The 22,052-nt window shown below is 65.0% G+C and carries 21 protein-coding genes; all 21 read left to right on the forward strand.

Annotated elements, in window-relative coordinates; all coding sequences use genetic code 11:
* Positions 1-12: 12 nt before the first annotated feature.
* Positions 13-717 (forward strand): transposase, encoded by a 705-nt coding sequence (locus AC1RDS_RS14665; protein WP_348682303.1) that lies wholly within the window; start codon positions 13-15, stop codon positions 715-717.
* A gap of 175 nt (positions 718-892) precedes the next feature.
* Complete coding sequence (locus tag AC1RDS_RS14670; RefSeq protein ID WP_348682301.1) at positions 893-5,626, forward strand: glutamate synthase-related protein; 4,734 nt, start codon at positions 893-895, stop codon at positions 5,624-5,626.
* Positions 5,627-5,677: 51 nt separating this feature from the next.
* Positions 5,678-7,156, forward strand: coding sequence for a glutamate synthase subunit beta (locus AC1RDS_RS14675; protein ID WP_092699959.1), 1,479 nt, complete (start codon positions 5,678-5,680; stop codon positions 7,154-7,156).
* A gap of 274 nt (positions 7,157-7,430) precedes the next feature.
* Complete coding sequence (locus AC1RDS_RS14680) at positions 7,431-8,225, forward strand: amino acid ABC transporter substrate-binding protein (RefSeq protein ID WP_092699957.1); 795 nt, start codon at positions 7,431-7,433, stop codon at positions 8,223-8,225.
* An 89-nt stretch (positions 8,226-8,314) separates the two neighbouring features.
* Positions 8,315-8,968 carry an amino acid ABC transporter permease gene (locus tag AC1RDS_RS14685; protein ID WP_092699955.1) on the forward strand — a complete coding sequence of 218 codons (654 nt, stop codon included), beginning with the start codon at positions 8,315-8,317 and terminating at the stop codon, positions 8,966-8,968.
* Entirely contained in the window at positions 8,949-9,731 is a 783-nt protein-coding gene (locus AC1RDS_RS14690; RefSeq protein ID WP_092699953.1) for an amino acid ABC transporter ATP-binding protein, read from the forward strand. Before AC1RDS_RS14685 ends, AC1RDS_RS14690 begins: the two co-directional genes overlap by 20 nt.
* A 296-nt stretch (positions 9,732-10,027) precedes the next feature.
* Positions 10,028-10,861 carry an ABC transporter ATP-binding protein gene (locus tag AC1RDS_RS14695; protein WP_287880329.1) on the forward strand — a complete coding sequence of 278 codons (834 nt, stop codon included), beginning with the start codon at positions 10,028-10,030 and terminating at the stop codon, positions 10,859-10,861.
* Entirely contained in the window at positions 10,858-11,640 is a 783-nt protein-coding gene (gene mlaE / locus AC1RDS_RS14700) for a lipid asymmetry maintenance ABC transporter permease subunit MlaE (RefSeq protein WP_287880330.1), read from the forward strand. The genes AC1RDS_RS14695 and mlaE overlap by 4 nt, the downstream gene beginning before the upstream one ends.
* Before the next feature lie 33 nt (positions 11,641-11,673).
* Positions 11,674-12,162 carry an outer membrane lipid asymmetry maintenance protein MlaD gene (mlaD, locus tag AC1RDS_RS14705; RefSeq protein WP_092699947.1) on the forward strand — a complete coding sequence of 163 codons (489 nt, stop codon included), beginning with the start codon at positions 11,674-11,676 and terminating at the stop codon, positions 12,160-12,162.
* A complete protein-coding gene (locus AC1RDS_RS14710) occupies positions 12,159-12,947 on the forward strand; it encodes an MlaA family lipoprotein (protein ID WP_431603968.1) in 789 nt (262 codons plus the stop codon). Before mlaD ends, AC1RDS_RS14710 begins: the two co-directional genes overlap by 4 nt.
* A 127-nt stretch (positions 12,948-13,074) precedes the next feature.
* Positions 13,075-13,716, forward strand: coding sequence for an MlaC/ttg2D family ABC transporter substrate-binding protein (locus tag AC1RDS_RS14715; protein WP_287880334.1), 642 nt, complete (start codon positions 13,075-13,077; stop codon positions 13,714-13,716).
* 16 nt (positions 13,717-13,732) lie between these two features.
* Positions 13,733-14,005, forward strand: coding sequence for an STAS domain-containing protein (locus tag AC1RDS_RS14720; RefSeq protein ID WP_092699941.1), 273 nt, complete (start codon positions 13,733-13,735; stop codon positions 14,003-14,005).
* Between the two features lie 101 nt (positions 14,006-14,106).
* On the forward strand, positions 14,107-15,045 hold the full coding sequence (locus AC1RDS_RS14725) for an ABC transporter ATP-binding protein (RefSeq protein ID WP_287880338.1): 939 nt from the start codon (positions 14,107-14,109) through the stop codon (positions 15,043-15,045).
* Positions 15,042-15,797 carry an ABC transporter permease gene (locus tag AC1RDS_RS14730; protein WP_287880340.1) on the forward strand — a complete coding sequence of 252 codons (756 nt, stop codon included), beginning with the start codon at positions 15,042-15,044 and terminating at the stop codon, positions 15,795-15,797. Before AC1RDS_RS14725 ends, AC1RDS_RS14730 begins: the two co-directional genes overlap by 4 nt.
* Before the next feature lie 13 nt (positions 15,798-15,810).
* On the forward strand, positions 15,811-16,053 hold the full coding sequence (locus AC1RDS_RS14735) for a BolA family protein (protein WP_092699938.1): 243 nt from the start codon (positions 15,811-15,813) through the stop codon (positions 16,051-16,053).
* A 93-nt stretch (positions 16,054-16,146) separates the two neighbouring features.
* Complete coding sequence (murA, locus tag AC1RDS_RS14740) at positions 16,147-17,433, forward strand: UDP-N-acetylglucosamine 1-carboxyvinyltransferase (protein WP_092699937.1); 1,287 nt, start codon at positions 16,147-16,149, stop codon at positions 17,431-17,433.
* A 2-nt stretch (positions 17,434-17,435) separates the two neighbouring features.
* Entirely contained in the window at positions 17,436-18,083 is a 648-nt protein-coding gene (hisG, locus tag AC1RDS_RS14745; RefSeq protein WP_026437142.1) for an ATP phosphoribosyltransferase, read from the forward strand.
* A 20-nt stretch (positions 18,084-18,103) separates the two neighbouring features.
* Positions 18,104-19,426 carry a histidinol dehydrogenase gene (hisD, locus tag AC1RDS_RS14750; RefSeq protein ID WP_348682300.1) on the forward strand — a complete coding sequence of 441 codons (1,323 nt, stop codon included), beginning with the start codon at positions 18,104-18,106 and terminating at the stop codon, positions 19,424-19,426.
* 106 nt (positions 19,427-19,532) lie between these two features.
* The gene (hisC, locus tag AC1RDS_RS14755; protein WP_348682299.1) at positions 19,533-20,657 is read left to right on the forward strand and encodes a histidinol-phosphate transaminase; all 1,125 of its coding nucleotides are present in this window, start codon (positions 19,533-19,535) and stop codon (positions 20,655-20,657) included.
* Positions 20,654-21,289: an imidazoleglycerol-phosphate dehydratase HisB gene (gene hisB, locus AC1RDS_RS14760; RefSeq protein ID WP_092699930.1), complete on the forward strand. Its 636-nt coding sequence runs from the start codon at positions 20,654-20,656 to the stop codon at positions 21,287-21,289. Before hisC ends, hisB begins: the two co-directional genes overlap by 4 nt.
* A gap of 51 nt (positions 21,290-21,340) precedes the next feature.
* Positions 21,341-22,018, forward strand: a complete 678-nt coding sequence (hisH, locus tag AC1RDS_RS14765) for an imidazole glycerol phosphate synthase subunit HisH (protein WP_092699928.1) — start codon at positions 21,341-21,343, stop codon at positions 22,016-22,018.
* Positions 22,019-22,052: the final 34 nt, after the last annotated feature.

Here is a 22,052-nt window from a genome sequence, read left to right on the forward strand (position 1 = left end):
CAGGAGCCCGCCATGGCCCGTTTGCCCCGTCTCACGCTTGCGGGCTATCCGCACCACATCATCCAGCGCGGCAACAACCGCCAGGTGATTTTTGTGGACCGGCAGGACTTCGAGACCATGCTGGCGCTGCTGGCCGAGAACGCGCAGAAGTTTGCCGTGGCCATTCACGCCTATGTGCTGATGGACAACCACTTTCACCTGCTGGCCACGCCGGCCACGGCCGAGGCGCTGCCGCTGATGATGCAGGCCGTGGGGCGCAGTTACGTGCGCTATTTCAATCAGCGCCATGGCCGCAGTGGCACGCTGTGGGAGGGGCGCTACCGCTCCACCCTGATCGAGAGCGAGCGCTACCTGCTGGCCTGCATGGTCTATATCGACCTGAACCCGGTGCGCGCCGGCATGGTGGCGCAGCCGGGCGCCTGGCCCTGGTCCAGTCATGCCCATTGCTTGGGGCAACGCATCGACAAGCTGGTCACGCCGCATGCCTTGTACTGGGCGCTGGGCAACACGCCGTTTGCACGCGAGGCAGCTTACGCCGCGCTGGTGCAGGCGGGGATTGGCAGCGGCGAGCAGGCGGCGCTGACCGATGCGGCGCTGCGTGGATGGGCGCTGGGCGATGCGGATTTCGTGGCGGAGCTGCAAAAAAAATCTCTCCGCAGAGTTACGAAAACCAGGCCAGGGCGGCCCAAACTGGCCGGAAAGTTACCAGCCAATTAAGTCTCCAGTGCTTGATGCATCAGTGTAAAACGCTATCAAATTAAATATGTCCCTTATTTAATTTGTTTCCATTTCCGTTGGGTTTAATTGGAGTCTGACCCCAAATATTGTGCTTGCCTGAATATGTTGCAATGCACTAATCTTGCGGTCCCTGCGAAAACTTGAGGAGTGCGCCATGACCACGGCTGCCGAGATCCAGCATCTGCAACAACACGGTTTGTATTCATCGGGCAACGAACACGACGCCTGCGGCCTCGGTTTTGTGGCCCACATCAAGGGCATCAAGCGCCACGACATCGTGACGCAGGCCCTGAAGATCCTGGAAAACATCGACCACCGTGGCGCGGTGGGTGCCGACCCGCTGATGGGTGATGGCGCAGGCATCCTGATCCAGATCCCCGACGCGCTCTACCGCGAAGAAATGGCCAAGCAGGGCGTGACCCTGCCAGCCGCCGGTGAATACGGTGTGGGCATGATCTTCCTGCCCAAGGAGCATGCCTCCCGCCTGGCCTGCGAGCAGGAGATGGAGCGCGCGATCAAGGCCGAAGGCCAGGTGCTGCTGGGCTGGCGCGATGTGCCGGTGAATGTGGACATGCCCATGTCGCCCACCGTACGCAAGAAGGAGCCCATCCTGCGCCAGGTCTTCATTGGCCGTGGCAACGACGTGATCGTGCAGGATGCACTGGAACGCAAGCTGTACGTGATCCGCAAGACGGCCAGCGCCAACATCCAGGCACTCAAGCTCAAGCACAGCAAGGAATACTACGTTCCATCCATGTCCAGCCGCACCGTGGTCTACAAGGGCCTGCTGCTGGCCGACCAGGTGGGTGTGTATTACAAGGACCTGTCGGACGAGCGTTGCGTCTCGGCCATCGGCCTGGTGCACCAGCGCTTCTCCACCAACACCTTCCCCGAGTGGCCTTTGGCCCACCCCTACCGCTACGTGGCACACAACGGTGAAATCAACACCGTCAAGGGCAACTACAACTGGATGAAGGCGCGCGAAGGCGTGATGGCCTCGCCCGTGCTGGCGGCCGACCTGCAAAAGCTCTACCCCATCAGCTTTGCTGACCAGTCCGACACCGCCACGTTCGACAACTGCCTCGAACTGCTCACCATGGCCGGCTACCCCATCAGCCAGGCCGTGATGATGATGATCCCCGAACCCTGGGAGCAGCACACCACCATGGACGAGCGCCGCCGCGCCTTCTATGAGTACCACGCCGCCATGCTGGAGCCCTGGGATGGCCCGGCCTCCATCGTGTTCACCGACGGCCGCCAGATCGGCGCCACGCTGGACCGCAACGGCCTGCGCCCCTCGCGCTACTGCATCACCGATGACGACCTGGTCATCATGGGCTCCGAATCGGGCGTGCTGCCCATCCCCGAGAACAAGATCGTGCGCAAGTGGCGCCTGCAGCCCGGCAAGATGTTCCTGATCGACCTGGAGCAGGGCCGCATGATCGATGACGATGAGCTGAAAGCCAACGTCGTCAACACCAAGCCCTACAAGCAGTGGATCGAGAACCTGCGCATCAAGCTCGACAGCATCGAAGCCGGTGCCGGGGCCTCCGCGCCACAAGTGGCTGACCTGCCGCTGCTGGACCGCCAGCAGGCCTTCGGCTACACGCAGGAAGACATCAAGTTCCTGATGGCGCCCATGGCCAAGAACGGCGAGGAGGGCATTGGCTCCATGGGCAACGACAGCCCGCTGGCCGTGCTCTCGGGCAAGAACAAGCCGCTGTACAACTACTTCAAGCAGCTGTTCGCCCAGGTGACCAACCCGCCGATCGACCCGATCCGCGAGGCCATCGTGATGTCGCTCAACAGCTTCATCGGTCCCAAGCCCAACCTGCTGGACATCAACCAGGTCAACCCGCCGATGCGGCTCGAAGTGAGCCAGCCCGTGCTCGACTTTGCCGGCATGGCCAAGCTGCGCGACATCGAGCGCCACACGAACGGCAAGTTCAAGAGCGCCACCATCGATATCACCTACCCGCTGAGCTGGGGCCGTGAAGGTGTCGAGGCCAAGCTGGCCTCGCTGTGCGCGCAGGCGGTGGACGCCATCAAGGGCGGCGCCAACATCCTCATCATCAGCGACCGCGCCGTGAGCGCCACGCAGGTGGCCATCCCCGCGCTGCTGGCGCTGTCAGCCATCCACCAGCACCTGGTGGGCGCGGGCCTGCGCACCACGGCCGGCCTGGTGGTCGAAACGGGCACCGCCCGCGAAGTGCACCATTTCGCCGTGCTGGCCGGCTACGGCGCCGAGGCCGTGCACCCCTACCTGGCCATGGAAACCCTGGCCGAGATGCACAAGGAACTGGGCGGCGATCTGTCGGCCGACAAGGCCATCTACAACTATGTCAAGGCCATCGGCAAGGGCCTGTCCAAGATCATGTCCAAGATGGGCGTGAGCACCTACATGAGCTACTGCGGCGCCCAGTTGTTCGAGGCCATCGGCCTGAACACGGACACCGTGGGCAAGTATTTCACCGGCACCGCCAGCCGCGTGGAAGGCATCGGCGTGTTCGAGATCGCCGAAGAAGCCATCCGCATGCACAAGGCGGCCTTTGGTGACGACCCCGTGCTCGAAACCATGCTGGACGCGGGCGGCGAATACGCCTGGCGCGCCCGGGGTGAAGAGCACATGTGGAGCCCCGACGCGATTGCCAAGCTGCAGCACAGCACCCGCGCCAACAACTGGAACACGTACAAGGAATACGCCCAGATCATCAACGACCAGAGCAAGCGCCACATGACGCTGCGCGGCCTGTTCGAGTTCAAGATCGACCCCTCCAAGGCGATCCCGATCGACGAAGTCGAGCCCGCCAAGGAAATCGTCAAGCGCTTTGCCACTGGCGCCATGTCGCTGGGCTCCATCTCCACCGAGGCGCATGCCACCCTGGCCGTGGCCATGAACCGCATCGGCGGCAAGAGCAACACGGGCGAAGGCGGTGAGGACGCTGCGCGCTACCGCAATGAACTCAAGGGCATCCCGATCAAGAAGGGCGATACCTTGAAGAGCGTGATCGGCGCCGAGAACGTCGAGGTCGATCTGCCTTTGCAGGACGGCGACTCGCTGCGCAGTCGCATCAAGCAGGTGGCCTCGGGCCGCTTCGGTGTGACGGCCGAATACCTGTCGTCGGCCGACCAGATCCAGATCAAGATGGCCCAGGGCGCCAAGCCCGGCGAAGGCGGCCAGCTGCCCGGCGGCAAGGTGTCCAACTACATCGGCAAGCTGCGCCACAGCGTACCCGGTGTGGGCCTGATCTCGCCCCCGCCGCACCACGACATCTATTCGATCGAGGACCTGGCCCAGCTGATCCACGATCTGAAGAACGTCGCGCCGCATGCCGGCATCAGCGTCAAGCTGGTGTCCGAAGTGGGCGTGGGCACCATCGCTGCGGGCGTGGCCAAGTGCAAGAGCGACCACGTGGTGATCGCGGGCCATGACGGCGGCACGGGCGCATCGCCCTGGTCGTCCATCAAGCACGCGGGCGGCCCCTGGGAAATCGGCCTGGCCGAAACCCAGCAGACCCTGGTGCTGAACCGCCTGCGCGGCCGCATCCGCGTGCAGGCCGACGGCCAGATGAAGACCGGCCGCGACGTCGCCATCGGCGCGCTGCTGGGCGCCGACGAGTTCGGCTTTGCCACCGCTCCGCTGGTGGTCGAGGGCTGCATCATGATGCGCAAATGCCACCTCAACACCTGCCCCGTGGGCGTGGCCACGCAGGACCCAGCGCTGCGCAAGAAGTTCTCGGGCAAGCCCGAGCATGTGGTGAACTACTTCTTCTTCATTGCCGAAGAAGTGCGCCAGATCATGGCCCAGCTGGGCATCCGCAAGTTCGACGACCTGATCGGCCGTACCGACCTGCTCGACATGCGCCAGGGCCTGGAACACTGGAAGGCCCGTGGCCTGGACTTTGGCCGCCTGTTCGCGCAGCCCAACGTGCCCGCCGACGTGCCGCGCTTCCATGTGGATGTGCAAGACCACAACATCGGGCACACGCTGGACCGCAAGCTCATCGAGCGCAGCCAGCCTGCCATCGAAAAGGGCGAGCGCGTGCAGTTCATCGAAGTGGCGCGCAACGTGAACCGCTCCGTGGGCGCCATGCTCTCGGGCGCGGTGACCCGCGTGCACCCCGAAGGCCTGCCCGACGACACCATCCGCATCCAGCTCGAAGGCACGGGCGGCCAGTCGTTCGGCGCCTTCCTCACGCGCGGCATCACGCTGTACCTGATCGGCGACGCCAACGACTACACGGGCAAGGGCCTGTCGGGCGGCCGCGTCATCGTGCGTCCCAGCATCGACTTCCGCGGCGACACGGTGCGCAACACCATCGTGGGCAACACGGTGATGTACGGTGCCACCGCGGGGGAGTCCTTCTTCAGCGGCGTGGCAGGCGAGCGCTTTGCCGTGCGCCTGTCCGGCGCCACCACCGTGGTGGAAGGCACGGGCGACCATGGTTGCGAATACATGACGGGCGGCACCGTGGTGGTGCTCGGCAAGACCGGCCGCAACTTCGCCGCCGGCATGAGCGGCGGCGTGGCCTATGTGTACGACGAAGACGGCCAGTTCGACACCCGTTGCAACATGTCCATGGTCACGCTGGAGCGCATCCTGCCCTCGGCCGAACAGGAAGCCACGGTACCGCGCTCCATCTGGCACAACGACCAGACGGACGAAGCCCAGCTCAAGAAGCTGCTGGAAGACCACAACCGCTGGACGGGCAGCAAGCGCGCACGCGAGCTGCTCGACAACTGGGCCGCATCGCGCAGCAAGTTCGTCAAGGTTTTCCCGACCGAGTACAAGCGCGCGTTGTCTGAAATTTATGAACGAAAAGTGATGGAAGAGCAAGCTACGCCTGCGGTAGTAGCTACCAAAAAGGACGCGATCCCGGCCAAGTAAGGCGGCATTGCAACCCTTTGCACACCATTCATAGACAAGGACACCGACATCATGGGAAAGACCACCGGCTTCATGGAATACGAGCGCATCGAAGAGGGCTACAAGCCCGTGCCCGAGCGCCTGAAGCACTACAAGGAATTCGTCATCGGCCTCGACGAGAGCCAGGCCAAGCTGCAGGGTGCGCGCTGCATGGACTGCGGCACGCCGTTCTGCAACAACGGCTGCCCGGTGAACAACATCATTCCGGACTTCAATGACCTCGTGTACCACGCGGACTGGAAGAGCGCGATCGAGGTGCTGCACAGCACCAACAACTTCCCCGAGTTCACCGGCCGCATCTGCCCCGCGCCCTGCGAGGCCGCCTGCGTGCTCAACGTGAACGACGACGCCGTGGGCATCAAGTCCATCGAGCACGCGATCATCGACCGCGCCTGGGCCGAAGGCTGGGTGCAACCGCGCCCTGCCAAGCACCAGACGGGCAAGAAGGTGGCGGTGGTGGGTTCCGGCCCCGCAGGCTTGGCCGCTGCCCAGCAACTGGCCCGCGCAGGCCACAGCGTCACGCTGTTCGAGAAGAACGACCGTGTGGGCGGCCTGCTGCGCTATGGCATCCCCGACTTCAAGATGGAGAAGTCGCACATCGACCGCCGCGTCAAGCAGCTCGAAGCCGAAGGTGTGGTCATCCGCACCAGCGTGTTCGTGGGCGCCGCCAAGGACGGCCTGGGCAAGGACTCCAAGGTCACCAACTGGGCCAAGGAAACCGTCACGCCCGAGCAGCTGAACAAGGAGTTCGATGCTGTGCTGCTGACGGGGGGCGCCGAGCAGTCGCGCGACTTGCCCGTGCCGGGTCGCGAGCTCGATGGCATCCACTTTGCCATGGAGTTCCTGCCCCAGCAGAACAAAATCAACGCGGGCGACAAGCTCAAGGGCCAGATCCTGGCCACGGGCAAGCATGTCATCGTGATCGGTGGCGGCGATACAGGCAGCGACTGCGTGGGTACCAGCAACCGCCACGGAGCGGCCAGCGTGACCCAGTTCGAGGTGATGCCCCAGCCCCCCGAAGTGGAAAACCGCCCTCTGACCTGGCCCTACTGGCCGCTCAAGCTGCGCACCAGCTCTAGCCACGAAGAGGGCTGCGTGCGCGAGTTCGCCATCTCCACCAAGGAGTTCACGGGTGAAAAGGGCAAGGTCAAGGGCCTGACCACCGTGCAGGTCGAGTTCAAGGACGGCAAGCTGGTCGAGATCGCAGGTACCGAAAAGCACTACCAGGCCGACCTGGTGCTGCTGGCCATGGGTTTTGTGAGCCCGGTGGCGCCCGTGCTCGATGCCTTTGGCGTGGACAAGGATGCGCGCGGCAACGCCCGCGCCACCACGGAGTTCGACGGCGGCTACGCCACCAATGTGCCCAAGGTGTTCGCCGCCGGCGATATCCGCCGCGGGCAGAGCCTGGTGGTCTGGGCGATCCGCGAAGGCCGCCAGGCGGCGCGTGCGGTGGACGAGTTCCTGATGGGCTACTCCGACCTGCCGCGCTGAGCGGGCAACCGCACCGGCCTTTCCAACGGCGCCCGCGGGCGCCGTTGGTGTTTGTATTGCTACAATTTTAATAGCTTGAGGCGCTTGTCCAGTGCGCGCTGGTGCCATGCTTCGCTCGTTATCCCCAGGGTGGCGCATGGTGGCCAGGGTGCCGGCAGGCCGCATCGATGGGAGAATGCAGGGTTTTCCCGGGGCGTGAAACACTGCACCAGTGGTGGTGCATGCCCCCTCCGGCGTTGCCGTCCTGTCTGTTCTTTTTGAAAATCGTCACACCATGAAGAAAATTGCTGCTGTTGCTTTGCTGACCCTGGGCGCCGTACTGGCGGGATGCTCCAAGCAGGAGTCTGCCGCGCCCGCCGCCGCACCGGCGCCAGCCGCTGTCACCAAGATCGTCGTCGGCCTGGACGACAACTTCCCGCCCATGGGTTTTCGCAACGAGAAGAACGAACTGGTCGGTTTTGACATCGACATGGCCAGGGAGGCCGCCAAGCGCCTGGGCCTGGAAGTCGAATTCAAGCCCATCGACTGGAGCGCCAAGGAAGCCGAGCTGTCGGGCAAGCGCGTGGACGCGCTGTGGAACGGCCTGACCATCACCGAAGAGCGCAAGCAGAACATTGCGTTCACCGCGCCCTACATGGAAAACCACCAGATCATCGTGGTGCCTGCCAACTCCGCCATCAAGTCCAAGGCCGATCTGGCGGGCAAGGTGGTGGGCGCGCAGGAAGGCTCCAGCGCCGTCGATGCGATCAAGAAGGAAGACGCCGTCTTCCGGTCCTTCAAGGAGTTCAAGACCTTCGGCGACAACGTGACCGCCCTGATGGACCTGAGCACCGGCCGCCTGCAAGCCGTGGTGGTCGATGAGGTGGTGGGCCGCTACTACGTGGCCAAGAAGCCGGGCGACTACGCCGTGCTGGATGACAACTTCGGCACCGAGGAATATGGCGTGGGCCTGCGCAAGGACGACACCGAGCTGCACGGCAAGCTCGACAAGGCCCTGACCGACATGAAGCAGGATGGTGCTGCAGCGAAAATTGCCGAACAGTGGTTCGGCAAGAACATCATCAAGTAAGCTCCCCGCCATCAGGCCCGTGGCCCGCACCGGCAGCGCCCTTCATCGGCCTGCCGGTGTTTTTCGTTCACGCGACTGGAAGTCATTGCATGGACTACGTTCTCTCCCTCCTGGGGCCGCTGGCGCAGGGCGCCACAGTCACCCTGAAACTGTTTGCGATCACGCTGGCGCTGGCCGTGCCGCTGGGGCTGTTGCTGGCGCTGGCGCGGGTGTCGCATGTCAAGCCGTTGTCGGCGGCGGTGAATGGCTACATCTGGCTCATGCGGGGCACGCCGCTCATGCTGCAGATGCTGTTCATCTACTTTGCGCTGCCCTTCGTGCCGGTGATCGGGGTGCGCCTGCCCGACTTTCCGGCTGCCGTGGCGGCTTTTGCGCTGAACTACGCAGCCTACTTCGCCGAAATCTTCCGTGCGGGTATCCAGTCGGTGGACCGGGGCCAGTACGAGGCCGGCAAGGTGCTGGGCATGAACTACGGCCAGACCATGCGCCGCATCGTGCTGCCGCAGATGGTGCGCAGCATTCTGCCGCCCATGAGCAACGAGACCATCACCCTGGTCAAGGACACGTCCCTCATCTACGTGCTGGCCCTGAACGACCTGCTGCGTGCCGCGCGCGGCATCGTGCAGCGCGACTTCACCACCACGCCCTTCATCGTGGCCGCGGCCTTTTACCTGCTCATGACCCTGTTGCTTACCTGGGGTTTCCAGCGCCTGGAGAAACGCTATGCCAAGTACGACCAGTGACGCCGCGCCCATGATCGAGGCGCGCGACGTGCGCAAGCGCTTTGGCCACAACGAGGTGCTGCGCGGCGTGTCGCTGCGGGTAGCGCCCGGCGAGGTGGTGGCCATCATCGGCCCCTCGGGCTCGGGCAAGAGCACCTTTTTGCGCTGCCTGAATCACCTTGAAACCATCGACAGCGGCCATGTCGCCATCGAAGGCGAGGCGCTCGCCACCACCGATGCCCAGGGCCGCTGTACCTATGTGCCCGACGCCGAACTGCGCCGCATCTGCGCCAAGACCGGCATGGTGTTCCAGCACTTCAACCTGTTCCCGCACCTCACGGTGCTGGAGAACCTCATCGAGGCGCCGATGGTGGTGCAGGGCCTGGCGCGCGACGCTGCAGTAGCCCGCGCCGAGGCGCTGCTGGCCAAGGTGGGCCTGTCCCCGAAGCGCGACAACTACCCCGCGCGCCTGTCGGGCGGGCAAAAGCAGCGCGTGGCCATTGCGCGCGCGCTGTGCATGCAGCCCGACATCATGCTGTTCGACGAACCCACCTCCGCGCTCGACCCCGAGCTCACCGGCGAGGTGCTGCGCACCATGCGCGAACTGGCCGAGGAGCACATGACCATGCTGGTGGTCACCCACGAGATGGGTTTTGCACGCGAGGTGGCCCACACGGTGGCTTTCATGGACCAGGGCGAGCTGGTGGCAGCGCGTGCGGCGGGGGAGTTCTTTGCCGATCCAGGGCATGAGCGGGCGCGGGCGTTTTTGCAGCACATGCTGTGACTATGGGATGGAATGGGAATTTTTCCTTGCCTGGCAAGCGGTAGTAGCTATGGTTTTTATGGTTTTTGCTCGTTTTTCTGCTCCGGCCTGTCCCGCTACAGCACGCGCCAGGTCCCGCAAGGTGGGCCACGGTGGGCGCGCGTGCAACGAATTTTTTATAACCGTCAAGCATAGGCAAGCGTCACTTGCATGCCACAGGTTTTAACGATCGGCTGGGCAGTACTGAGGGGTTTCCCCTATGATGCGGGTCCTGCTGTCAGGGTCCCGGCCCTCGACGGCGTTTTTTGTTCTGCACCATGCCATCCAACGATTCATCGGCTGCCAGCGCGCTGGCGGAACTGCGCAACGTCACCTTCGGGTACGGCGAGCGCGTGATCCTGCGCGACCTGTCGTTGAAGATTCCGCGTGGCAAGGTCACGGCGCTCATGGGTGCTTCGGGTGGCGGCAAGACCACGGTGCTGCGCCTCATCGGCGGCCAGTACCGGGCGCAGCAGGGCGAAGTGCTGTTCGATCGGCAGGATGTGGGGCGCATGGATGCGGCGGGCCTGTATGCGGCGCGCCGGCGCATGGGCATGCTGTTCCAGTTTGGTGCCCTGTTCACCGATCTGAATGTGTTCGATAACGTGGCGTTTCCGCTGCGTGAGCACACCGACCTGTCGGATGCGCTGGTGCGCGACATCGTGCTCATGAAGCTCCATGCCGTGGGTCTGCGCGGTGCGCGCGACCTGATGCCCAGCCAGATATCCGGGGGCATGGCGCGGCGCGTGGCCCTGGCCCGGGCGATTGCGCTGGACCCCGAGCTGGTCATGTACGACGAGCCCTTTGCCGGGCTCGACCCCATTTCGCTGGGCACGGCCGCGCAACTCATCCGGCAGCTCAATGACGCCATGGGGCTCACCACCATCCTCGTGTCGCACGACCTCGAAGCCACCTTTGCCCTGGCCGACCATGTGGTCATCCTGGGCGCCGGCGTGGTGGCGGCCCAGGGCACCCCCGATGAAGTGCGCGCCAGCACCGATCCGCTGGTGCACCAGTTTGTCAACGCGCTGCCCACGGGCCCGGTGCCCTTCCATTACCCGGGGCCCACGGTGGCGAGCGACTTTGGTCCGGTGCAAGGGAGGTCGGCATGAGTTGGTGGCGTCCTTCCGATGTGGGCCTGGCCGTGCGCAGCCAGCTGGCGGATGCGGGGCAGGCGGCGCGCCTGTTCTGGCAGCTGATACGCCAGGTTCCGGCGGCCGTGCAGCGCCCTGGACTGGTGCGCGACCAGGTGCATTTCCTGGGCAATTATTCGCTGGCCATCATTGCGGTGTCCGGCCTGTTCGTGGGCTTTGTGATGGCGCTGCAGGGCTATTACACGCTGCAGGATTTTGGTTCGACCGAGGCGCTGGGCCAGCTGGTGGCGCTGAGCCTGCTGCGCGAGCTGGGGCCGGTCATCACCGCCTTGCTGTTTGCCGGGCGCGCTGGCACCTCGCTCACGGCCGAGATCGGCCTGATGCGCGCGGGTGAGCAATTGAGCGCCATGGAAATGATGGCCGTGGACCCCGTGCGCCGCATCCTGGTGCCCCGTTTCTGGGCGGGTGTCATCGCCATGCCCCTGCTGTCGCTGGTGTTCAATGCCGTGGGCGTGGTGGGCGGCTGGATCGTGGCCGTGCCCATGATCGGCCTGGACGGCGGGGCATTCTGGAGCCAGATGCAGGGCGGCGTGGATGTTTTCAGTGACCTGGGCAACAGCGTCATCAAGAGCCTGGTGTTTGGTTTTACCGTGACCTTCGTGGCGCTGCTGCAGGGCTACACGGCCAAGCCGACGCCGGAAGGGGTTTCGCGCGCCACTACGCGCACCGTGGTGATGGCCTCGCTGGCGGTGCTGGCGCTGGACTTCCTCCTCACGGCCATGATGTTCAGTATCTGACGCGGGCGCAGCCGGCGTGACAAGGAAAGCACGATGCAACAATCCAAAAACGATCTCTGGGTAGGCCTGTTTGTGATGCTGGGGGCGGCCGCGCTGGTGTTTCTGGCGCTGCAGTCGGCCAATCTGCTGCACCTGAACTTTCAGACCGGCTATCGCGTGACCGCGCGTTTCGACAACATTGGCGGCCTCAAGCCCAAGGCGGCGGTGCGCAGTGCCGGCGTGGTGGTCGGGCGTGTGGAGTCGATCACGTTTGACGACAAGACCTTCCAGGCGCGTGTGACGCTGGAACTGGACAAGCAGTATGCTTTCCCCAAGGACAGTTCCCTGAAGATCCTGACCAGCGGCCTGCTGGGTGAGCAATACATCGGTATCGAGGCAGGTGCCGACGAAAACAACCTGGTGGCGGGTGACAGCCTCACCGCCACCCAGTCGGCCGTGGTTCTGGAAAACCTGATTGGACAGTTTCTTTACAGCAAGGCGGAAGAGGGCGGCAAGCCGTCGGGCGCAGGTAGCAAAAAATGATGATGTGGACGACTGCGGGCTTCGCTCGCCATGATGGACAGCCCCGGTTTGCCCGCGCTACATTGAGCGGGTGCGCCCTGGTGCTGGGGGCTGTGCTGCTGGCCGGATGTGCCAGCGGGCCGGGCGCCCATCCCCGGGATCCGCTGGAGCCCTACAACCGCAGCATGACCCGGTTCAACGACAGCGTGGACGAAGCGGTCCTGAAACCCGTGGCCACGGCCTACAAGGATGTCGTTCCCTCCCCCGTGCGCACGGGGGTGAACAACTTTTTCGGCAACCTGGGGGATGTCTGGTCGTTTGTGAACAGCGTCCTGCAGTTGCACCCCGAAGAGGCGATGTCCAGCCTGGTGCGCTTCAACGTCAACACGGTGTTTGGTCTGGGCGGGCTGCTCGATATCGCCACGGAGATGGGAGTGGACCGCAACCGGCAGGACTTCGGTCTCACGCTGGGGCGCTGGGGCGTACCCACGGGGCCTTATCTGGTGCTGCCGCTGCTGGGACCCTCCACGGTGCGCGACACTGCGGCATTGCCCGTGGACATGCAGGGCAACCTGCTCGGCCAGTGGGATTCGGTGGCTGCGCGCAATTCACTGTATGCCTTGCGGGCGGTGGATACCCGGGCCAGCCTGTTGGGGGCCGGGGCCGTGCTGGAAGGTGCTGCGCTCGACAAATACAGTTTCACGCGGGACGTGTTTCTGCAGAGGCGCGCTCTGCGCTCGGGTGCCCAGGAAGCCGACGGGAACGACGACAGCGGCGGTGTGCTGCCGCCAGAACCCGACCAGTGAGCGCGGGCGTTGTTGCGGGCGGTTGCAACTGCTTGCAACCTCGCAACACAACGATGCATGGCGTACACCGCGTGCCACCACAATGAATTGACCGGCGACACCGTCGCCCGATGGAGAGAAGACCCACATGATGAATCGACGCAACCTGGGCCGCATGGCCGCAACACTGGCGGTGACCAGTTCCATGGGGATGCACTGGGCGGCTTTCGCTGCCGACGAGGCACCTGATGCGTTGATCAAGCGCCTGTCCCTCGAAGTGATGGGTAGCGTTCGCGGCGACAAGGCCATCCAGGCCGGCGACATCAACAAGGTGATCGCCCTGGTGGACAAGGTGATCATGCCCAACGTGAATTTCCGGCGCATGACGGCGGCTGCCGTGGGTCCGGGCTGGCGCCAGGCCAGCCCCGAGCAGCAAAAGCGCCTGCAGGAAGAGTTCAAGGTGCTGCTGGTGCGCACCTATGCGGGCGCTCTGGCCCAGGTGAACGACCAGACCATTGCCATCAAGCCCCTGCGTGCTGCGGCCGATGACAAGGATGTGCTGGTGCGCACCGAGATCACGGGCCGTGGTGATCCGATCCAGCTCGATTACCGGCTGGAAAAAACCCCGGGTGTCGGTGCGGGCTGGAAAATCTACAACCTCAACGTGCTGGGCGTGTGGCTGGTGGAAACCTACCGCGGCCAGTTCGCCACCGAGATCAATGCGCGCGGGGTGGATGGCCTCATCGAGGCGCTGGTCGCACGCAACAAGAACAATGCCGCCAAGGGCTGACAGCGAGACCCCGCGCATGCTGGTGCTTCCCTCCGAGCTCACCCACCGCCAGGCCAGCGGCTGCCTGCGCATGCTGGTGCAAGGGCTCCAGGTTCTCAAGGGGCCCGAGGTGGTGGTGGATGCCAGCGCGCTGGCCGTGTTCGACACCTCCGCGCTGGCGGTGCTGCTGGAGTGCCGGCGCGAAGCGCTGGCAGACCGCAAGGCTTTTGTGGTCAGGGGCCTGCCTGCAGCCCTGGTCGGCATGGCCGGGCTGTACGGCGTGGACGACTTGCTGCAGGTGGCCGGCTGAGCTGGGTGCCGGCCCGCAAGGCCGGCAATGCCCTCGGGCGGCGGGTGCTGTTGGTCTGAACGCGGCAGCTTGCGGGCCAAGGCCTTAAAATCAAAGGTTCCATGCCTGCAGTCTCCTTCCAAGCCATCTCCAAGACCTTTGTCACCCCCAAAGGGCCCTTCCAGGCACTGAACCAGGTCAGCCTGGACATCGAGGAAGGCGAATTCTTCGGCCTCCTCGGCCCCAACGGTGCCGGAAAAACCACCCTCATCAGCATCTTGGCGGGCCTGGCGCGCGCTACCCAGGGCAGGGTGCTGGTGCAGGGCAGCGATGTGCAGTCCGACTTTGCCGAGGCCCGGCGCAAGCTGGGCGTGGTGCCCCAGGAACTGGTGTTTGATCCGTTCTTCAATGTGCGCGAGGCGCTGCGATTCCAGTCGGGCTACTTCGGCGTGAAGAACAACGACGCCTGGATCGACGAACTGCTGGCCAACCTGGGCCTGGCCGACAAGGCCAATGCCAACATGCGCCAGCTCTCGGGTGGCATGAAGCGGCGCGTGCTGGTGGCGCAGGCGCTGGTGCACAAGCCGCCCATCATCGTGCTCGACGAGCCCACGGCCGGCGTGGACGTGGAGCTGCGCCAGACCCTGTGGCATTTCGTCGCCCGCCTGAACAAGGAAGGCCACACCGTGCTGCTGACCACCCATTACCTCGAAGAGGCCGAGGCCCTGTGCGGCCGCATCGCCATGCTCAAGGCGGGGCGGGTGGTGGCGCTCAACCGCACCAGCGAGTTGCTCAAGACGGCCTCAGGCAGTGTGCTGCAGTTCAAGACCGACGCCTTGTTGCCGCCGTCCCTGGCCCTCCTGGCGCGGGTCACGGGCCGCATCGTGCAACTGCCCGCACACGATGCGGCGGAAATCGAAAGCCACCTGGCCGCCCTGCGCGTGGCCGGTGTGGAGGTGCAGGACATGGAAATCCGCAGGCCGGACCTGGAAGACGTGTTCCTGCAGGTCATGTCGGGAACGTCGGCCTCGAACATTCCGCTGTCGGAGGTGGCACTGTGACCGGCTGGCAAACCCTGTTCTACAAAGAAGTGCTGCGCTTCTGGAAGGTCAGCTTCCAGACCGTGGCCGCGCCCGTGCTCACGGCCGTGCTGTACCTGCTGATCTTTGGCCATGTGCTCGAAGGCCATGTGAAGGTGTACGACCGCATCAGCTACACCGCCTTCCTGGTGCCCGGTCTGGTGATGATGAGCGTGCTGCAGAACGCCTTTGCCAACAGCTCGTCGAGTCTGATCCAGAGCAAGATCATGGGCAGCCTGGTGTTTGTGCTGCTCACGCCGCTGTCGCACTGGGCCTGGTTTCTGGCCTATGTGGGCTCGTCGGTGGTGCGCGGGCTGGTGGTGGGGTTGGGGGTGTTCATCGTCACCCTGGTGTTTGCGCGGCCGGAGTTTGCGGCGCCGCTGTGGATCTTCGTCTTTGCGTTCCTGGGCGCAGCGCTGCTGGCCACGCTGGGGCTGATTGCAGGCCTGTGGGCCGACAAGTTCGACCAGCTGGCCGCGTTCCAGAACTTCGTGGTCGTGCCCATGACCTTCCTGTCGGGCGTGTTCTATTCCATCCAGTCGCTGCCACCGTTCTGGCAGACCGCGAGCCATCTCAATCCGTTCTTCTACATGATCGACGGCTTCCGCTATGGCTTCTTCGGCCAGAGCGATACCTCGCCCTGGCTCAGCCTTGGCATCGTGGGCATGGCCTGGCTGGCCGTGAGTGCCTTGGCCGTGCACCTGCTGCGCACCGGCTACAAGATTAGAAATTGACAGAGAACCGACCATGACTGCAGACCAGCTCAAAGACATCATCGCCGCGGGCCTGGCCTGCGACCACATCACGCTCGAAGGCGATGGCCGCCACTGGTATGCCACCATCGTTTCGGTCGAATTCGAGGGCAAGCGCGCCATCCAGCGCCACCAGCGCGTGTACGCCACGCTGGGCGCCAAATTGGCCACCGACGAGGTGCATGCGCTGTCGATGAAAACCTTCACCCCCGCAGAATGGGCGGCGCAGGGGCAGTGACGCTGTTGCCCTGTCAGCTCATTTATTGATAGCTTCTGGCGCCTGATGGATAGGCGCTAGAAGCCATTTTCTTCATATTTCTGGTTTTTCGAGATGGACAAACTCCTGATCCGCGGTGGTCGCCCCCTCAATGGCGAGGTGCTGGTGTCTGGCGCCAAGAACGCCGCCCTGCCGGAGTTGTGCGCCGCGCTGCTCACGGCAGAGCCCGTGACCCTGCTCAACGTGCCCCAGCTGCAGGATGTGAGCACCATGCTCAAGCTCATCCGCAACATGGGAGTGTCAGCCGAGCGTTCACAGGATGGCACCGTGCGCATTGATGCCGGTGGCCTCAACACGCCCGAAGCCCCCTACGAGCTGGTCAAGACCATGCGCGCCTCGGTGCTGGCCCTGGGCCCGCTGCTGGCCCGCTTTGGCGAGGCCACGGTGTCTCTGCCTGGCGGCTGCGCCATCGGTTCGCGCCCGGTCGACCAGCACATCAAGGGCCTGGCCGCCATGGGCGCCGAGATCGTGGTCGAGCACGGCTACATGATCGCCAAGCTGCCCGCGGGCTGGACGCGCCTGAGGGGCGCGCGCATCACCACCGACATGGTCACGGTGACGGGCACCGAAAACTTCCTCATGGCCGCTGCGCTGGCCGAAGGCGAGACCGTGCTCGAAAACGCCGCGCAGGAGCCCGAAATTTCCGACCTGGCCGAGATGCTGATCGCCATGGGCGCCAGGATCGAAGGGCACGGCACCAGCCGCATCCGCATCCAGGGTGTGGACCAGCTGCACGGCTGCACGCACCGCGTGGTGGCCGACCGCATCGAGGCCGGCACCTTCTTGTGCGCCGTGGCGGCCACGGGCGGTGATGTGGTGCTGCGCCATGGCCGCGCAGACCACCTGGATGCGGTCATCGAAAAGCTGCGCGAAGCCGGTGCCACCGTGCAGGCGGTGGACGGCGGCATCCGCGTGCACAGCGCGGGCGGCGCCACGCTCAAGGCCCAGGGTTTTCGCACCACCGAATACCCGGGTTTCCCCACCGACATGCAGGCCCAGTTCATGGCGCTCAACTGCATTGCGCAGGGCACGGCCACGGTGACCGAAACGATTTTTGAAAACCGCTTCATGCACGTCAACGAGCTGGTGCGTCTGGGGGCCAGGATCCAGGTCGATGGCAAGGTGGCGGTGATCGAAGGCCTGGCTTCCACGTCCGCGCGCCTGTCGGGCGCCACCGTGATGGCCACCGACCTGCGGGCCTCGGCCAGCCTGGTCATTGCCGGCCTGGTGGCCGACGGCGAAACCGTGGTGGACCGCATTTACCACCTCGACCGGGGCTACGACTGCATGGAAGCCAAGCTGCGCGGCCTTGGCGCTGACATTGAGAGAATGAAAGCATGAGCATGATCACCCTGGCGCTCTCCAAGGGCCGCATCTTCGACGAAACCCTGCCCCTGCTGGCCGCCGCCGGCATCGAGGTGCTGGAAGATCCCGAAAAATCGCGCAAACTCATCCTGCCCACCAACCAGCCCGATGTGCGCGTGGTGCTGGTGCGCGCCACCGATGTGCCCACCTATGTCGAATATGGCGGCGCCGATCTGGGCGTGACGGGCAAGGACACCCTGATCGAGCATGGTGGCCAGGGCCTGTACCAGCCGCTCGACCTGCGCATTGCCAAGTGCCGCGTGAGCGTGGCCGTGCGCGATGATTTCGACTACGCCCAGGCCGTCCAAAAGGGCTCACGCCTGAAGGTGGCCACCAAGTACACCAGCATTGCCCGCGACTTCTTTGCGAGCAAGGGCGTGCATGTGGACATGGTCAAGCTCTATGGCAGCATGGAACTGGCGCCCCTCATCGGCCTGTCCGATGCCATCGTCGATCTGGTCTCCACCGGCAACACGCTCAAGGCCAACCACCTTGTTGAGGTCGAGCGCATCATGGACATCAGCTCGCACCTGGTGGTCAACCAGGCGGCGCTCAAGCTCAAGCAGGCGCCGCTGCGCCGCATCATCGATGCGTTTGCCTCGGCCATCCCTGCGCCAAAGAACTGAAACCTCCACTGCATAACACTATGACTTTGGTAGCTGCTCCCGCCCGTCTGTCAACCGCTGCAGCCACTTTTGAGGCTGATTTTGCAGCCCGCCTGCACTGGTCTGCCGATACCGACGCGGCCATCGAGCAGCGCGTGGCCGACATCCTGGCCGATGTGCAGCAGCGCGGCGATGCGGCGGTGCTGGAGTACACCGCCCGCTTCGACGGCCTCTCGGCGCCGGGCATGGCGGCACTGGAGCTGACGCAGGTCGAACTCAAGGCCGCGTTCGACGCCATTCCCACCGTGCAGCGCGCCGCCTTGCAGGCGGCCGCCGCTCGCGTGCGCAAGTACCACGAAGCGCAGAAGAAAGCCTCGGGCGAGAGCTGGAGCTACCGCGACGAAGACGGCACGCTGCTGGGCCAGAAGGTCACGCCGCTCGACCGTGTGGGCATCTACGTGCCCGGCGGCAAGGCCGCCTACCCGAGCAGCGTGCTCATGAACGCCATCCCCGCCCATGTGGCCGGTGTGGGCGAGATCATCATGGTGGTGCCCACGCCGAAGGGTGAAAAAAACGCCCTGGTGCTGGCCGCCGCCTACGTGGCCGGTGTCACGCGCGCCTTCACCATCGGCGGCGCGCAGGCCGTGGCCGCGCTGGCCTACGGCACGGCCACGGTGCCGAAGGTGGACAAGATCACTGGTCCCGGCAATGCCTATGTGGCCAGCGCCAAGAAGCGCGTGTTCGGCACGGTGGGCATCGACATGATCGCCGGCCCCAGCGAAATCCTGGTGCTGGCCGATGGCAGCACACCGGCCGACTGGGTGGCCATGGATCTCTTTTCCCAGGCCGAGCACGACGAGCTGGCGCAATCCATCCTGCTGTGTCCTGATGCGGCCTATATCGATGCCGTGCAGGCCGCCATCGACCGCCTGCTGCCCACCATGCCGCGCGCCGAGATCATCGCCAAAAGCCTCACCGGCCGCGGCGCGCTGATCCACACGCGCAGCATGGAAGAGGCCTGCGCCATCAGCAACCGCATCGCGCCCGAGCACCTGGAAGTGAGCAGCCGCGACCCGCACCGCTGGGAGCCCCTGCTGCGCCACGCGGGCGCCATCTTCCTGGGCGCCTACACATCCGAGAGCCTGGGCGACTACTGCGCCGGCCCCAACCATGTGCTGCCCACCAGCGGCACGGCGCGCTTCAGCTCGCCCCTGGGCGTGTACGACTTTCAAAAACGCAGCAGCCTCATCGAGGTGAGCGAAGCCGGTGCGCAGACGCTGGGCCAGATCGCCAGCGTGCTGGCCCATGGCGAGGGCCTGCAGGCCCACGCGCGGGCGGCGGAGCTGCGCCTCAGGCCGTCGTAACCCTGGCCGCCGTGCTGACCGAGGCCTGTGTACACGCTGCGCCGCTGAACGCCTGGCGCGTGCTCCACCCCTTTCTTGTGGCCCCCAACGAACTGGAAACCGCCGAATGACCCACGCCGATCCATCTTCCCCGCTGCAGGCCCTGGCCCGCATTCGCCCCGATGTGCGCGCCATGCACGCCTATGCCGTGCAGCCCGCCACCGGCATGCTCAAGATGGACGCGATGGAGAACCCGTTTCGCTTGCCCGCCCATCTGCAGGCCGCGCTGGGCCAGCGCCTGGGCGCGCTGGCGCTCAACCGGTACCCGGGAGAACGCATGGCCGACCTGCAGGCCGCGCTGGCGCGCCATGCCGGCATGCCCGAAGGCCACCGCATCGTGCTGGGCAATGGCTCGGACGAGCTCATCGGCCTGGTGTCGCTCGCCTGCGCCCGACCGGGCACCGGTGAGCGCCCCGTGGTGCTGGCACCCGTGCCGGGCTTCGTGATGTACGCCATGAGCGCCCAGCTGCAGGGGCTGGACTTCGTGGGCGTGCCGCTCACGCCCGACTTTGCGCTGGATGAGCCCGCCATGCTGGCCGCCATCGCGCGGCACCGGCCCGCCATCACTTTCATTGCCTACCCCAACAACCCCACGGCCACGCTGTGGGACGAGGGCGCGGTGCAGCGCATCATCGACGCCGCGGGTGCCCAGGGCGGCGTCGTGGTGGTGGACGAGGCCTACCAGCCCTTTGCCAGCCGCACCTGGATCGACCGCATGCGGGCCGAGCCCGCGCGCAACGCCCATGTGCTGCTCATGCGCACGCTCAGCAAGTTCGGCCTGGCCGGCGTGCGCCTGGGCTATCTCATCGGCGCGGCCGCGCTGGTGGCCGAGATCGACAAGGTGCGCCCGCCCTACAACGTGAGCGTGCTCAACTGCGAGGCGGCGCTGTTCGCGCTGGAACATGCCGAGGTGTTTGCGGCGCAGGCGGCCGAACTGCGCGCCCAGCGCACCGAGCTGCTGGCCGCGCTGCGCGCCATGCCGGGCGTCGAGAAGGTGTGGGACAGCCAGGCCAACATGGTGCTGGTGCGGGTGGCGGATTCGGCCAAAGCCTACGAGGGCATGAAAACCCGCAGCGTCCTCGTCAAGAACGTTTCTACAATGCACCCATTGCTGGCCAATTGCCTGCGTCTCACGGTGGGCGCCGCCGAAGACAACACCCAGATGCTGGCCGCCCTGCAGGCTTCCTTATGACTTCCTCCGCTCTCGTCACCTCCACGTCTCCCGATCCCCTGGCCGACCGCATCGCCGAGGTCAGCCGCAACACCGCCGAAACCCGCATCTCGGTGCGCGTGAACCTCGACGGCACCGGCCAGGCCAAGCTGCACACGGGCATCGGCTTTTTCGACCACATGCTCGACCAGATCGCCCGCCACGGCCTGATCGACCTCGATATCGATTGCGAGGGCGACCTGCATATCGACGGCCACCACACGGTGGAAGACGTGGGCATCACCCTGGGCCAGGCGTTTGCGCGCGCTGTGGGCGACAAGAAGGGCATCCGCCGCTACGGCCACGCCTACGTGCCGCTCGACGAAGCGCTCTCGCGCGTGGTGGTCGATTTTTCGGGCCGCCCGGGCCTGCACATCGATGTGAAGTTCACCTCCGGCAGCATCGGCCAGCTCGATACGCAGCTGGTGTACGAGTTCTTCCAGGGCTTCGTGAACCACGCAGGCGTCACGCTGCACATCGACAACCTCAAGGGTGTCAACGCGCACCACCAGTGCGAGACCATTTTCAAGGCGTTCGGGCGCACGCTGCGCGCGGCGCTGGAGCGCGATCCACGCTCGGCGGGTGTCATCCCGTCCACCAAGGGTTCGTTGTGAGATATTTGGTCAAATCAGGCGCTGGCGCTTGATGGATAAGTGCTGGTAGCTATGAATATGGAAGTAAAAACCGTTGCGGTGGTCGATTACGGCATGGGCAACCTGCGCTCGGTGTCTCAGGCCGTGCAGGCTGCGGCCCACGATACGGGCTGGACGGTCGTGGTCACCTCCCGCCCCGAGGACGTGCGCGCCGCCCAGCGCATCGTGCTGCCAGGGCAGGGCGCCATGCCCGACTGCATGCGCGAGTTGCGCGAATCCGGCCTGCAGGAATCGGTGCTCGAAGCTGCGGCCACCAAGCCGATGTTTGGCGTCTGCGTGGGCATGCAGATGCTGCTGGACCACAGCGCCGAGGGCGACACGCCGGGCCTGGGCCTGATCCCCGGCGACGTGCTCAAGTTCGATCTGGCGGGCAGGACGCAGCCCGACGGCAGCCGCTACAAGGTGCCCCAGATGGGCTGGAACCAGGTGCGGCAGATGCCCCACGCCCACCACGGGGGCGGCGTGCACCCGGTGTGGGCTGGCGTGCCGGACAACAGCTACTTTTACTTCGTGCACAGTTTCTACGCTGTGCCGCAGAATCCTGCCCATTGCGCAGGGCAAACGGACTATGGCGGCTGGTTTGCGGCCGCCATTGCGCGCGACAATATTTTCGCCACGCAGTTCCATCCGGAAAAGAGTGCGGAGCACGGCCTGGCGCTGTACCGCAATTTTCTGCACTGGAATCCCTGATTTCTTAACTTCCACCCGTTCGGGCCGAGCCGTG

Source organism: Acidovorax sp. GW823-FHT02H02 (assembly GCF_058797075.1).